This is a genomic window from Demequina sediminis (genome assembly GCF_039545075.1).
GTDB classification, from domain to species: Bacteria; Actinomycetota; Actinomycetes; order Actinomycetales; family Demequinaceae; genus Demequina; species Demequina sediminis.
Genome location: NZ_BAABRR010000009.1, coordinates 1 through 13,697 on the forward strand (window position 1 = coordinate 1; position 13,697 = coordinate 13,697).

Consider the following 13,697-nt stretch of genomic DNA (forward strand, 5'->3'; position numbering starts at 1 on the left):
TATTTTATTTTTTAGCGGCGCCCCAACACACCCCCCCCCCCCCCCCCCCCCCCCCCCCGGGGGGGCGGGCCCGCCGCTCTCTATGCTCGGCTCTAGGAGGTCCCCCCATGACCGATGACACCCTTCCCGTGGAGGCGGGCGCGGCTGCGGCCGTTGCCGCCCCGGTGGCTGCTCCTGTGGCTGCTCCCGTGCTCGACGCGCCGCCTATGGAGATCGCCGACCAGGAGATCGCCGCCGCCGACCTGATTCGCGACCACCAGACCGGATCGGTCCACTCGTGGGACCTGGTCACCGGCGCGGACGGTCCCGGCACGCGCATGACACTCTTCCTCGCGGGCTGCGGCATGCGCTGCCAGTTCTGCCAGAACCCCGACACCTGGCGCATGCGTGACGGCAAGCGCCACACCGTCGACGAGGTCATGGAGAAGGTCACCCGCTACGCGACCATCATGAAGGTCACGGGCGGCGGGCTCACCATCTCGGGCGGGGAGCCGCTGCTGCAGTCGAAGTTCGTCATGAACATCTTCCGCCGCTGCCACGACCTCAACGTGCAGACCGCTCTCGACACCGCCGGGCTGCTGGGAGCGCGCCTCAGCGACGACGACCTCAACTACGTGGACCTGGTGCTTCTCGACATCAAGTCGGGGCTGCCGGAGACCTACAAGCGGGTGACCGGTCGCGAGCTGCAGCCCACGCTGGACTTCGCACGGCGCCTTTCCGACCTGGGCAAGACCATGTGGATCCGGTTTGTGCTCGTACCCGGCCTCACGGACGCGGTCGAGAACGTCGACGCGATCGCCGACTTCGTCGCGACACTCGACGGGGTGCAGCGCCTCGAGGTGCTGCCGTTCCACCAGCTTGGACGCGACAAGTGGGCGGCGACGGGCGAGCCGTACCTTCTCGAGAACACGCAGCCGCCGGACAAGGAGCTCATCGAGCGCGTCAAGCAGCAGTTCGCGCGCCGCGGCATCACCGTCATGTGAGGGTGGCGGTACCGCGAGGTGTGGCGGGTCCGCGAGGTGAAGCGTGGCGGGACGGGCCTGGCGCTTCGCGCATAGGATCTTGCGGTTTCGGGGCGCGAATTCGGCCTCGCGCATCGCGTGGTGCGATCTGCCCCTCGACGCATCCCACAGACCTGCCCCGACGCGACCCCGGCGCGACCCCGGCGCGCCCCGCGCGACGTACTGCGCGCGATACACCCCACGACACACCCCACGACACACCCCACGCCTCACCGCGCCAAGCCCCACGGCAGAACAATCACAAGATCCTCTGCGCGAAGCCCTCACACCGCCCGAGAATCGCAAGATCGTATGCGCCAAGCCGGCGCCGACGGGGTCCCGCCCCTCAACGGGACCCCACCGGACCGGCCTCCTGCGCCTACGCGGTCAGCGCAGCCGCAAGCTCGTCGAACACGCGCACGTAGGCGTCGATCGCCTCGTCCGAGTGCACCACCGACAGCGTCCACTCCTCCTCGCGGCCCGGCGTCATGAAGATCCCGTGGTTCATGTTCCACAGCCACGCGAGGTCGCACAGCTCGACATCCTGCGCGTTCTTGAAGGTCTCGTAGTCCACGATCTTCTCGGTCGAGAACGTCACGCAGCCCTTCGACCCGATGCCCACGGCATAGCCGGGGAGGTCGTACTTCTCGATGACCGCCTGGCAGCCGGCCACGATCCGGTCGTTGAGCTCGCCCAGCCGCTCGTACGCTGCGGGCGTCAGCACCTCGAGCAGAGACGCCTTGGCCGCGGCCATCGACAGCGGGTTTCCGTTGTAGGTTCCCACCTGGTAAACCGTGTGGTCCTCGACCACGCTCATGACCTCTGCCGAGCCGCCGATCGCGCCCGACGGCAGACCGCCGCCCAGCACCTTGGCGAGCGTCACCATGTCCGGGGTCACGCCGAACTTCTCCGTCGCGCCGCCCGCCGCGATCGCGAGCCCCGTCTTGACCTCGTCGAAGATCAGCACGATGCCGTGGCGCGTGGTGATGTCGCGCACGGCCTCGAGGTAGCCCGGCTCGGGCAGGACCACGCCCAGGTTCATCATGGCGGCCTCCATGATGACGCACGCGGGCTTGCGGCCCTCGGCGTCGAGTCGCACGATCCGCCGCTCCATCGCCTCCGCGTCGTTGAACGGCACCGCGATGGTCATGTCCACGGTGGACTGCGGGATGCCGCCGCCGTAGGGCAGCGACGCGAGATTGTCGCGGTCGCCGATCTTGTCGTACTCGACGCCGATCGACACCATGACGGTGTCGTGGTGGCCGTGGTACGAACCGAAGATCTTCATCACGGTGTCGCGGCCCGTGTAGGCGCGCGCGATGCGGATCGCGTCCATCGTGGACTCGGAGCCCGAGTTGGTGAAGCGCCACTTGGGCAGTCCCCAGCGCCTCGCCAGCTCGTCGGCGACGTCGATCACGTCCTCGGTGGCCGCCGCGAAGTGCGTCCCGAGCGGGTACCGCTTCGCGAGCGCCTCCCCGATCGCGGGGTGCGCGTGACCCTGCACCATCGAGCCGAAGCCGTTGTGGAAGTCGTAGTACTCGTTGCCATCGACGTCGGTGATGCGGTCGCCGCTGCCGGAGTCGATGTAGATGGGCCACGGGTCGCGGCCCTGATAGCTGGAGGCGACGCCGCCCGAGAGGTGCTCGGAGGCGTGCACGTACATCGCCTTGGACTTCACGGTGCGCGAGTTGAGAAGAGCGGTCTGCTCCTCGATGAGCTGAGCGATGCGGGCCCGGTCGAGCTCGATAGCCATGTTTCCTCCACCCGACCGGCCTGGCGACGGGCATGTGTTGTGAGGAGATGACGACCGGTCGCCGGCCTGGCGCTGGCCGGTCGTGCGCCGCCCGCCGTGGGCGGGTGCGCGCTCTCGACGGTAGCGGATGGTGCGCCAGGAAATCCAGGGGTACCGGCGCATCGTCCCTGCGCAGGGCCCTGTCCGGACAGAGCGTCGTGCGCGGGGACGATGCCGGGGTGGGGCATTGCGCGCGGGCGGCGGGGTGGGTTTGGATGCGGGTACCGGCCGCGGCAGCTTGCGCGGCCCTCAGCGTGAGGATGTGAGAGGCGTGGGCACCACGGTGTTCGAGCGTCACCGCCCAGCGGGCGCGGCCATCGAGGCGGCGCTCGCGCCGTCGCGGCTGTCGCCGTTCTGGATCGACGACGCGCCCGCGCGGCGCTTCCCCACGCTCGCGGGGCGGCACGAGGCCGACCTCGCGATCGTGGGCGGCGGCTACAGCGGGCTGTGGACCGCGGTGCTCGCGAAGGAGCGCGATCCCGGCCTGCGCGTGGTGGTGGTCGAGGCGCGGCGAGTCGGCTGGGCGGCCTCGGGACGCAACGGCGGCTTCTGCGAGGCGAGCCTCACCCATGGGTACGAGAACGGCGCGAGCCGCTGGCCCGACGAGATCGACACGCTCGAGCGGCTCGGTCTCGAGAATCTCGACGAGATCGAGGCGACTGTCGCGCGCTACGGCATGGACGTCCACTGGGAGCGCAACGGCACTCTGGCGGTCGCGGTCGAGCCGCACCAGGTCGACTGGCTGCGCGACGACCCCGGCTTCCTCGACGCCGCATCGACCCGCACGCTCGTGAACTCGCCGACGTACCTGGCGGGCAGCGTGAGTCCCCACGACACCGCGATGGTCCATCCTGGCCGCCTCGCCGCCGAGCTCGCGAGGGTCGCCGCGGACCTGGGGGTCGAGATCTTCGAGGACTCTCCCGTGATGGCGCTCGAGGACGGGCCCGTGCTCCTCACGCGGGACGGCGAGCTGCGCGCGTCGCGCGTGGCCCTCGCGACCAACGCGTTCCGTCCGCTGCTGAGGCGCAACCGGCTCATGACCGTGCCCGTGTACGACTACGTGGTGATGACGGAGCCGCTCACTGCGGCGCAGCTCGCGAGCATCGGGTGGGAGGGGCGCCAGGGCGTCGCGGACGTGGGCAACCAGTTCCACTACTACCGGCTCACGCGCGACAACCGCATCCTCTTCGGTGGCTACGACGCGATCTATCACGCGGGAGGCCGTCTCAAGGCGTCCTATCAGGACCGGCCCGCGTCCTACGAGCGGCTCGTGAGTCACCTGCTGACCACGTTCCCTCAGCTCGAGGGGGTGACGATCACGCACCGCTGGGCCGGAGCGATCGACACGAGCTCGCGGTTCTGCGCGTTCTTCGGGACCGCGCGCGACGGCGCGGTCGCGTATGCGCTCGGCTTCACCGGGCTGGGCGTGGGCGCAACGAGGTTCGGCGCGAACGTCATGCTCGACCTGCTCGCGGGAGAGGAGACCGAGCGCACCGGGCTGCGCATGGTCAGGGAGAAGCCGCTGCCCTTCCCTCCCGAGCCGCTCGCGAGCCTCGGCATCAACGCGACCCGTTGGTCGCTCGACCGCGCGGATCACCGCGAGGGCAGGCGCAACCTCCTCCTGCGCGGCCTCGACGCCGTGGGCATGGGCTTCGACTCGTGACAGAGATGCTGCGCCCGGGCACCGCCGTGGATGCCGCCGCGATCGACGTGGCCACCGCACCCCTCCCGGCCGCTCAGGTGGTCGACGGGACGCCGGCCACGGGCGACGTGGCGCTGGGCGAACTAGGGGACGCCGAGCTCGGCGTGTGGGTGATGACGCCGGGGGTCGCGACGGACATTGAGGTGGACGAGGCCTTCGTGGTGCTGTCGGGCCGCGCGCGCATCGACATCGCGGCAGCCGCAGGCGGGCCCGTGTCGCTCGAGGTGGGCCCCGGCTCGCTCGTGCGGCTCGGCGCGGGCATGGCCACCACGTGGACCGTGACCGAGACCCTGCGCAAGGTCTACCTCGCGCGCTGACGGCCCGCGGCGCGCTGACGGCCCGCGGCGAGTCGCCTACCCGCGCGTGCCCGGCCGCGACAACAGCGCGATGTGCAGCGCGGTCTGCGTCTCCCCGTCCTCCAGGTCCACGTCGAGCAGCGTCGAGATGAGCTCGAGGCGCTGGTAGAACACCGATCGCGAGAGGTGAGCCGCCCGCGCGGCGGCGGTCCTGTTGCCCGGGTGCGCGAGCGCCGCGCGCAGCACCCGCTGGAGGTCGCCGCCCACGCGCTGATCGTGCTCGATGATCGGCGCGAGCATGCGCTCGCCGTGGTCGATCAGCCGGTGATCGTCGCGCAGGCTCGACAGCAGCCGCGCGAGGGGACGCCGCTCGACCCACAGCACGGCGCCCGTGGGGGCCTCGGCCGCGTTGTCGATCGCCTCGTGCAGCGACAGCACCGCGGCGTCGACTCCCGAGGCCGCGCGGCCCACGGTCGCGGACACGCGGCTTCCCTCCCCAAGCGTGCGCAGCAGCGCGGCCAGCGAGGAGTCGTCGAGGGGACGATGCGCGGGCTGCGACAGCAGCACGACCGTCAGCGGCCCGCCGGTCCGGTCGGGCAGGGCGAGCGCGCGGGCGCGCCCGCCGAGGGTGAGCGCCCAGGCCTCGACCGCGGTCGCCGAGTGCGCGGCCCCGCGCAGCGCGAGGCCGTACAGGAGGCGTCCGGCGACGGGCACCCCGGCGGCCTCGAGGCGTGCGGTGACCGCCTCGGAGGTCGCGAAGCGGCCGGCGAGGAGCGGATCGAGGAGGTGACGGCGCGCGAGGGTTGCCCACTCGTCCGCGCCGCCGTCGGCCAGGCGCCCGAGCGCGAGAGCGATCGCTCCCTGGATGAGCACGTTGCGTCGCCCCGCGGCATGCGGCGGTCCGGGCAGCGCGACGAGCGATCCCCACCGCTTGCCGCGCGCGTCGACGGGAACCACGAGCCAGCCGTCCTCATCGGACGCCTCGCGGTGTGCGGCGCGCGAGCGGCGTTCCCAATCGGCGAGCACCGCGGCCTCGGAGCCGGACGGCACCTCCGAGATGAGGGCCTCGTGCGCGAGGCTCTCGAGCACCACGGGCGAGCCGAGCGTGCGCGCGAGCTCGCGCACCACGTGGTCCGCCGGGGCGCCGCGCAGCGTGAGGCTCGTGAACAGCTCTCGGACCTCGTCGCGCGCCTTGAGGGCCGCCATCTGGCCCGCGATGATGCGGCTGTGGCCCGCCTCGGTGAGCGCGATGAACCTCACCTCGCGGTGAAGGACGATCAACGCGAGCCCCGCGCGCTGCGCCGCGTCGCGCACGACCGGCGGGGTCTCGGAGTAGCGCGTGCCGAGCTCGAGCACCAGCGCGGAGACGCCGGCCTCGACCAGGCTTTCGATGAAGCGGCGCAGCTCGGCGTCCGTGTCGGGCCACGCGGTGCCCATCGACAGCAACAGCTCGCGGCCCTCGAGCATGCGCGCGATGTCGCCCCGTTCGGAGGTGTGCACCCACCTCACGGGGGCCTCGAGGGCGGCGCCTCCGACCACCACCTCGGGCACACCGGCCCGGAAGGCATCGTCCTCGAGAAGCTCGCCCACGGTGGGCAGCGCCGCCAGCGCCGAGCGCTTCGGACGATTCGTTCGGCGGGTGTCGATATCGCGACGTTCGGCGATCTCCATCTGTGCATCCTATGTGTGAATCTTGGCTCACGAGCAAGTGATGGCGCGTCACTCAGAGTGTCCGAGCCGCGCATGGAGGGAGACCAGTGGACGTCATCCGTCACCACATCGGTGGAACCGAGGCCGGCGCGGCAGAGCGCACGGGACCCGTGTTCGACCCGGCCACGGGTGCCCAGGTCGCGCAGGTGGCCTTCGCGTCGACCGCCGAGGTTGACGCGGCGATCGCGGTGGCCGTCGAGGCGCAGCGCACGTGGGCCGCGATGGGCCTGGTGCGACGCGCCGACGTGTTCTTCCGCATGCGTCAACTGCTCATCGAGCGTCAGGACCAGATCGCCGCGGTCATCACGCGCGAGCACGGCAAGGTGCTCGCGGACGCCAAGGGTGAGATCAGCCGCGGCATCGAGAACGTCGAGTTCGCGGCCGGGCTGGTGCACCTCCTCAAGGGAGAGCACTCGACCCAGGTCGCGGGCGGCGTCGACGTTCACACGCTCAAGCAGCCGGTCGGCGTCGTGGGCGCGATTACCCCGTTCAACTTCCCCGTCATGGTCCCGCTGTGGATGAGTGCCTCGGCGCTCGCGGCGGGCAACGCCGTGATCCTCAAGCCGTCGGAGAAGGACCCGAGCGCATCGGTCCTGCTCGCCAGGCTGTGGGAGGAGGCGGGACTGCCGCCCGGCGTCCTCAACGTCGTTCACGGCGACAAGGAGGCCGTCGACGCGATCCTCGACTCTCCCGCCGTGGGGGCCGTGAGCTTCGTGGGGTCGACGCCCATCGCGCGGTCGATCTACGAGCGCGCGGCCGGTCACGGCAAGCGCGTTCAGGCGCTCGGCGGTGCGAAGAACCACATGATCGTGATGCCCGATGCCGACCTCGACGGGGCGGCAGACGCCGCCGTGTCGGCCGCGTATGGCTCGGCCGGAGAGCGGTGCATGGCGATCTCCGTGTTGGTCGCGGTGGGAGACACGACGGCCGATGCCCTGGTCGCCAAGGTCGCCGAGCGCATGGCGCGCCTGCGCATCGGCCCCGGCACTGACCCCGCGTCCGAGATGGGCCCGCTCATCACGCGCGAGCACCGCGACCGCGTCGCCGGCTACGTCGCCGGCGCGGCCGCCGAGGGCGCGACCGTGGTGGTCGACGGCACGCTCGCGGAGTTCGCGGGTGATGGCTTCTTCGTGGGCACGTCGCTCGTGGACCACGTCCGCCCGGGCATGCGGGTCTACGACGACGAGATCTTCGGCCCCGTGCTGTCCGTCGTGCGCGCGGCGTCCTACGAGGAGGCCGTCGAGCTGGTCAACGCGAACCCGTTCGCCAACGGCACGGCGCTCTTCACCCGCGACGGCGGCACCGCGCGCCGCTTCGAGCTCGACATCCAGGTGGGCATGGTGGGCATCAACGTGCCGCTGCCCGTGCCGATCGGGGCGTACTCGTTCGGCGGCTGGAAGCAGTCGCTGTTCGGCGACTCGCACATCTACGGTCCCGAGTCGATCCACTTCTATACGCGCAGCAAGGTGGTCACCACGCGGTGGCCCCAGCCCAGCGAGTCGCAGATCGACCTGGGCTTCCCCAGCAACCACTGAGTTCCCGCCACCACCGAGCACCACTCATCAAGGAGCGCCATGACAGCGCAGCAGGCGATGACCGGGCAGGAGGCGCGCGTGCGCGCCGACGACCGCGGTCACGTGTTTCACTCGTGGAGCGCCCAGGCGACGATCGACCCGCTGCCCGTCGAGGGCGGCGCGGGATCCGAGTTCTGGGACTACGAGGGCAACCGCTACCTCGACTTCTCGTCTCAGCTGGTGAACCTCAACCTGGGTCACCAGCATCCCGACCTGGTCGCGGCGATCGAGCGCCAGGCGCGCCGCCTCGCGACCGTGCAGCCCTCGTTCGCGAACGACGTCCGCGGGGAGCTCGCGCGGCGGATCGTCGAGGTCGCTGGAGAGCCGTTCGAGAAGGTGTTCTTCACCAACGGCGGCGCCGACGCCAACGAGAACGCCGTGCGCATGGCACGCCTCTCGACCGGCAGGCGCAAGGTGCTCGCGATGTACCGCAGCTATCACGGCAACACCTCGACCGCGATCGCGCTCACGGGAGACCCCCGGCGGTGGCCCAACGAGCCCGCCGACCCGGGCATCGTCCACTTCTTCGGTCCCTACCTCTACCGCTCCGCGTGGGGCGCGACCACCCCCGAGGAGGAGGCCGAGCGCGCTCTCGCGCACCTCGAGCAGGTGATCATGCTCGAGGGCGCGTCGACCATCGCGGCGATCGTCCTCGAGACCATCGTGGGCACCAACGGCGTGCTGGTGCCGCCGCCCGGGTATCTGCAGGGCGTGCGCGCGCTGTGCGACCGCCACGGGATCGTGCTCATTGCGGACGAGGTCATGGTGGGATTCGGGCGCGTGGGCGAGTGGTTCGCTTTCCAGGCGCACGGCGTCGTGCCCGACCTCATCACGTTCGCCAAGGGGGTCAACTCGGGCTATGTGCCGCTGGGTGGCGTGGTGATCTCGGGAGACATCGCGCGCGCCTTCGATCAGCGTGCCTTCCCCGGCGGGCTCACGTACTCCGGCCATCCGCTCGCGTGCGCCGCGGGTGTCGCGACCTTCGAGGTCTTCGCGCGGGACGGAATCCTCGAGCGCGTGCGCGACCTCGGGACGCGCGTGGTCGAACCGACCGTGACGCGCTGGCTCGAGACGCACCCCTCGGTGGGTGACGTGCGCGGCGCGGGGTTGTTCTGGGCCGTCGAGTTGGTGAGGGACCGCGAGACGCGCGAGCCGCTGGTGCCCTTCAACGCGTCCGGGGCGGACGCCGCCCCCATGGCCGCGTTTGCCTCGGCGTGCAAGAAGGCGGGGGTGTGGCCGTTCCTGCACTTCAACCGCACACACCTCGCGCCACCGCTCGTCATCACGGAGGACGAGCTGCGCCGCGGGCTCGACGTCATCGACGCCGCCCTAGAAGTCACCGACGGACTCGCCCTAGGCTCGCAGTCATGAGCGCCGTCGAGACTCAGGCCATCCCGCTGGGAGGCCCGGGCCTGGCGCAGGAGCGCCGGCTCGTCACCGCGATCCCTGGACCGCGGTCGCGCGACCTGCTCGCGCGCAAGGCCGCCGCCGTGGCCGCGGGCGTGGGGCACACGGTTCCCATCGCGGCCGTCGCCGCCGGCGGGGGAGTCGTGGTCGATGCCGACGGCAACTCGCTCATCGATCTGGGCTCGGGAATCGCCGTGACCTCGGTGGGCAACGCCCACCCGCGCGTGGTCGAGGCCGTGCAACGCCAGGCCGCGCAGTTCACCCACACGTGCTTCATGATCTCGCCCTACGAGGGCTACGTGGAGGTCGCGGAGGCGCTCAACCGGGTCACCCCCGGCGCCTTCGAGAAGAAGTCGGCGCTCTTCAACTCCGGCGCGGAGGCCGTCGAGAACGCCGTGAAGATCGCGCGCAAGTTCACGGGCCGCCAGGCCGTCGTGGCCTTCGACCACGCGTATCACGGCCGCACGAACCTCACGATGGCGCTCACCGCGAAGTCCATGCCCTACAAGAGCGGGTTCGGCCCCTTCGCGGCCGAGGTGTATCGCGCCCCGGCCTCGTATCCGTTGCGCGATGGGTTGTCCGGAGAGGCCGCCGCTGCACGCGCGATCGACGTGATCGAGAAGCAGGTGGGCGCGGCCAACCTCGCGGCCGTCATCATCGAGCCGATCCAGGGCGAGGGCGGGTTCATCGTTCCCGCCGAGGGTTTCCTGCCCGCGATCGCCGCGTGGTGTCGCGACAACGGCGTGGTCTTCATCGCGGACGAGGTGCAGACGGGCTTCGCCCGCACGGGCGCGATGTTCGCGTCGGAGCTGTTTGGCGTCGAGCCCGACCTCGTCACCACCGCCAAGGGGATCGCTGCGGGACTGCCGCTCGCCGCGGTGACCGGTCGCGCCGACATCATGGACGCGTCCCACGTGGGCGGGCTGGGCGGCACGTACGGCGGCAACCCGATCGCGTGCGCCGCCGCGCTCGCGTCGTTCGAGGCCTTCGAGAACGACGGCCTGGTCGAGCGAGCGCGGGAGATCGGCGAGGTGCTCGCGTCGCGCCTCGAGGCGATGCGCGCGGGCGATCCCCGCATCGCCGAGGTGCGCGGGCGCGGCGCCATGATGGCGATCGAGTTCGTCGACGCGGAGGGGCGCCCGGACGCGGCCCTCGCCGGGGCGGTCGCGCGCGCGTCGATCGCGAACGGCGTGATCGTGCTCACGTGCGGCACGCACGGCAACGTCATCCGCTTCCTGCCACCCCTGAGCATCGGCGATGCTCTCCTTCACGAGGGCCTCGACGTGGTCGCCGCGGCGCTCGCCGCGAACCGCCAGGAGGTGAACTCATGAGCGATGCCGAACGCGCCCTTCTCGACTCTCTGCCGACCGGTCTGTTCATCGGGGGCCGGTGGCAGGCATCGTCCTCCGGCGCGACCTTCGACGTCACGGACCCGTCGACCGGCGCGACCCTCCTGTCGATCGCCGACGCGTCTCCCGCGGACGGAATGCGCGCCCTCGACGCGGCGGTCGAGGCGAAGGACGCGTGGGCCGCCACCGCGCCTCGAGCGCGTGCTGAGATCCTGCGCCGCGCGTTTGACCTGGCGCAGCAGCGCAAGGAGGACCTCGCGCTGCTCATGACGCTCGAGATGGGCAAGCCGCTCGCCGAGGCGCGCGGTGAGGTCGCGTATGGCGCGGAGTTCCTGCGGTGGTTCTCGGAGGAAGCCGTGCGCATCACCGGTCGCTACGGGCTCAATCCCGAGGGCACCGGCCGGATGGTGGTGTCGCAGCGGCCCGTGGGGCCGTCGTACCTCATCACGCCGTGGAACTTCCCCCTCGCGATGGCGACGCGCAAGATCGCGCCCGCGCTCGCGGCCGGCTGCACCGTGGTGGTCAAGCCCGCCGCGCTCACGCCGCTCACGACGCTGCTGCTCGCGCGCATCCTCGAGGAGGCGGGCGTGCCGGCCGGCGTGGTCAACGTGGTCACCACGACCGACTCGCGCGGCGTCTCGACGCCCGTCATCGCCGACCCGCGGCTGCGCAAGCTGTCCTTCACCGGCTCGACCGAGGTGGGCCGCGCGCTCCTCAAGCAGGCCGCCGACGGCGTGCTGCGGGTGTCGATGGAGCTCGGCGGCAACGCGCCGTTCGTGGTGTTCGAGGACGCGGACCTCGACGCGGCCGTCGAGGGCGCGCTCGCGGCGAAGTTCCGCAACATCGGCCAGGCCTGCACCGCGGCCAACCGGTTCATCGTGCACGAGTCCGTCGCCGAGGAGTTCGCGCGTCGCGTCACCGCGCGCGTCGGGGTCATGAAGGTAGGTCGCGGCACCGAGGACGGGGTGCAGATCGGGCCGCTGATCGACGCGGCCGCGGTCGAGAAGTCGGCCTCGCTCGTGGACGATGCCGTGGCCAGGGGCGCCGCGGTCGCGACCGGCGGCGCGGCCCTCGACGGCCCGGGACACTTCTTCGCGCCGACCGTCGTCACGGGCGTCCGGCCAGGCAGCGAGATCCTCACCGAGGAGATCTTTGGCCCCGTGCTCGCGATCGCGACGTTCGCGACCGAGGCGCAGGCGGTGGAGCTCGCCAACTCGACCGAGTTTGGCCTGGTCTCCTACGTCTACACGCGAGACCTGGCGCGCGGGCACCGCATGGTCGATCTCCTCGACACGGGGATGATGGGCCTCAACGCCGGTGTGGTCTCAAATGCCGCCGCTCCGTTCGGCGGCGTCAAGCAGTCGGGCCTGGGCCGCGAGGGCGGCGCCGAGGGCATTCACGAATACCTGTCCACCAAGTACACCCTGATCCCGGCCGAGTAGCCGCCGAGCACCCGAGGAGAGACATGACCTACGCAGTGGTGAACCCCGCGACCGGCGAGCGCCTGGCCGAATACCCGACGATGACCGAGGCGGACGTCGAGTCCGCGCTCGCGGCGGCGGACGGCGCGTTCAGGGGCTGGTCCCGCACGTCGACGGTCGACGAGCGCGCCGCGCTCGTGCGCCGCGTGGCCGAGCTCCACCGTGAGCGCCGCGAGGAGCTCGCCGCGATCGTGGTGCGCGAAATGGGCAAGCCGCTCGAGGCCGCGCTGGGCGAGGTCGACTTCGCCGCCGACATCACCGAGTACTACGCGGACAACGCGGACGCGATCACGGCGGACACCCCGCTCGAGATCCTGGGCGAGGGCACCGCCGTGATCCGCCGTTCTCCGCTGGGGGCGCTGCTGGGCATCATGCCGTGGAACTTCCCCTACTACCAGGTGGCGCGCTTCGCCGCGCCGAACCTCGTGGTGGGCAACACGATCATCCTCAAGCACGCGCCGCAGTGCCCCGAGTCGGCCGCTGCAATCGCCGCGATGTACCGCGACGCCGGCTTCCCCGAGGGCGCCTACGTCAACGTGTACGCGTCGAATGAGCAGGCGGCGACCATGATCGCCGACCGCCGCATCGCGGGCGTGTCCGTGACCGGCTCCGAGCGTGCAGGATCCGCCGTGGCTGCCCTCGCCGGACAGCACCTCAAGAAGGTCGCGCTCGAGCTGGGCGGCTCGGACCCGTTCATCGTGCTGTCGACCGACGACCTCGACGCGGTCGTGGAGGGCGCCGTCGAGGCGCGCATGGACAACAACGGCCAGTCCTGCAATGCGCCCAAGCGGTTCATCGTGATCGACTCGCTCTACGACGAGTTCCTCGAGAAGTTCACCGCGGCCATGACGGCGTGCACCATGGGCGACCCCTTCGCCGAGGACACCGTCCTGGGGCCGCTGTCGTCGCTCGCCGCTGCCGAGCGCCTCGAGGCGCAGGTCGATCGCGCGGTCGAGCAGGGCGCGACGCTGGTCGCGGGCGGCACGCGCGACGGCGCGTACTACTCGCCCACGGTGCTCGCGGACGTCACCTCCGACATGGACGTGTACCGCGAGGAGCTGTTCGGTCCCGCCGCGGCGGTCTACCGCGTCGCGAGCGAGGAGGAGGCGGTGGCCCTCGCGAACGACACGACCTACGGACTGGGCTCGTACGTCTACACGACCGACCCCGAGCAGGCCCAGCGCGTCGCGGACGCGATCGAGGCGGGCATGGTCTACGTCAACTGCGTGCTCGCGGACAGCCCGGAGCTGCCGTTCGGCGGCGTGAAGCGGTCCGGCACCTCGCGCGAGATGGGGCTGCTCGCCGCCGACGAGTTCGTCAACAAGAAGCTCATCCGGGTGGCGTAGGGGGCCGGGCGCTTTCGTGCTCGATACCCCCTGGGGTAT

10 protein-coding genes are annotated in these 13,697 nt (G+C 71.3%); 8 read left to right on the plus strand and 2 right to left on the minus strand.

What is annotated here, in order from left to right:
- The first annotated feature begins 107 nt into the window (after window positions 1–107).
- Window positions 108–983 carry a pyruvate formate-lyase-activating protein gene (gene pflA, locus ABEA62_RS08965; RefSeq protein ID WP_286213867.1) on the plus strand — a complete coding sequence of 292 codons (876 nt, stop codon included), beginning with the start codon at window positions 108–110 and terminating at the stop codon, window positions 981–983.
- A gap of 397 nt (window positions 984–1,380) precedes the next feature.
- Here the strand turns inward: pflA and ABEA62_RS08970 are convergent, their stop codons facing one another.
- Window positions 1,381–2,754, minus strand: coding sequence for an aspartate aminotransferase family protein (locus ABEA62_RS08970; protein WP_286213865.1), 1,374 nt, complete (start codon window positions 2,752–2,754; stop codon window positions 1,381–1,383).
- Window positions 2,755–3,064: 310 nt separating this feature from the next.
- On the opposite strand from ABEA62_RS08970, the gene ABEA62_RS08975 reads away from it, so the two are divergent.
- Window positions 3,065–4,456, plus strand: a complete 1,392-nt coding sequence (locus tag ABEA62_RS08975) for an NAD(P)/FAD-dependent oxidoreductase (protein WP_286213863.1) — start codon at window positions 3,065–3,067, stop codon at window positions 4,454–4,456.
- Between the two features lie 5 nt (window positions 4,457–4,461).
- Entirely contained in the window at window positions 4,462–4,812 is a 351-nt protein-coding gene (locus ABEA62_RS08980; protein ID WP_286216713.1) for a cupin domain-containing protein, read from the plus strand.
- A gap of 36 nt (window positions 4,813–4,848) precedes the next feature.
- Here the strand turns inward: ABEA62_RS08980 and ABEA62_RS08985 are convergent, their stop codons facing one another.
- Window positions 4,849–6,462 carry a PucR family transcriptional regulator gene (locus ABEA62_RS08985; RefSeq protein WP_286213862.1) on the minus strand — a complete coding sequence of 538 codons (1,614 nt, stop codon included), beginning with the start codon at window positions 6,460–6,462 and terminating at the stop codon, window positions 4,849–4,851.
- 86 nt (window positions 6,463–6,548) lie between these two features.
- Between ABEA62_RS08985 and ABEA62_RS08990 the strand changes: the two genes are divergently transcribed.
- From ABEA62_RS08990 to ABEA62_RS09010, 5 genes are read left to right on the plus strand one after another with little or no spacing between them, the layout of a single operon-like run.
- Entirely contained in the window at window positions 6,549–8,036 is a 1,488-nt protein-coding gene (locus ABEA62_RS08990) for a CoA-acylating methylmalonate-semialdehyde dehydrogenase (protein ID WP_286213861.1), read from the plus strand.
- A gap of 39 nt (window positions 8,037–8,075) precedes the next feature.
- The gene (locus tag ABEA62_RS08995) at window positions 8,076–9,446 is read left to right on the plus strand and encodes an aspartate aminotransferase family protein (protein WP_286213860.1); all 1,371 of its coding nucleotides are present in this window, start codon (window positions 8,076–8,078) and stop codon (window positions 9,444–9,446) included.
- Entirely contained in the window at window positions 9,443–10,813 is a 1,371-nt protein-coding gene (gabT, locus tag ABEA62_RS09000) for a 4-aminobutyrate--2-oxoglutarate transaminase (protein WP_286213859.1), read from the plus strand. The genes ABEA62_RS08995 and gabT overlap by 4 nt, the downstream gene beginning before the upstream one ends.
- Entirely contained in the window at window positions 10,810–12,273 is a 1,464-nt protein-coding gene (locus ABEA62_RS09005; protein WP_286213858.1) for an NAD-dependent succinate-semialdehyde dehydrogenase, read from the plus strand. Before gabT ends, ABEA62_RS09005 begins: the two co-directional genes overlap by 4 nt.
- Window positions 12,274–12,296: 23 nt before the next feature.
- A complete protein-coding gene (locus tag ABEA62_RS09010; protein ID WP_286213856.1) occupies window positions 12,297–13,658 on the plus strand; it encodes an NAD-dependent succinate-semialdehyde dehydrogenase in 1,362 nt (453 codons plus the stop codon).
- Window positions 13,659–13,697: the final 39 nt, after the last annotated feature.

Coding starts and splice junctions, on each gene's coding strand:
- ABEA62_RS08985 (WP_286213862.1), bottom strand. CDS start 6,462: ATGGAGATCGCCGAACGTCGCGATATCGACACCCGCCGAACGAATCGT.
- ABEA62_RS08995 (WP_286213860.1), top strand. CDS start 8,076: ATGACAGCGCAGCAGGCGATGACCGGGCAGGAGGCGCGCGTGCGCGCC.
- pflA (WP_286213867.1), top strand. CDS start 108: ATGACCGATGACACCCTTCCCGTGGAGGCGGGCGCGGCTGCGGCCGTT.
- gabT (WP_286213859.1), top strand. CDS start 9,443: ATGAGCGCCGTCGAGACTCAGGCCATCCCGCTGGGAGGCCCGGGCCTG.
- ABEA62_RS09005 (WP_286213858.1), top strand. CDS start 10,810: ATGAGCGATGCCGAACGCGCCCTTCTCGACTCTCTGCCGACCGGTCTG.
- ABEA62_RS08980 (WP_286216713.1), top strand. CDS start 4,462: ATGCTGCGCCCGGGCACCGCCGTGGATGCCGCCGCGATCGACGTGGCC.
- ABEA62_RS08970 (WP_286213865.1), bottom strand. CDS start 2,754: ATGGCTATCGAGCTCGACCGGGCCCGCATCGCTCAGCTCATCGAGGAG.
- ABEA62_RS09010 (WP_286213856.1), top strand. CDS start 12,297: ATGACCTACGCAGTGGTGAACCCCGCGACCGGCGAGCGCCTGGCCGAA.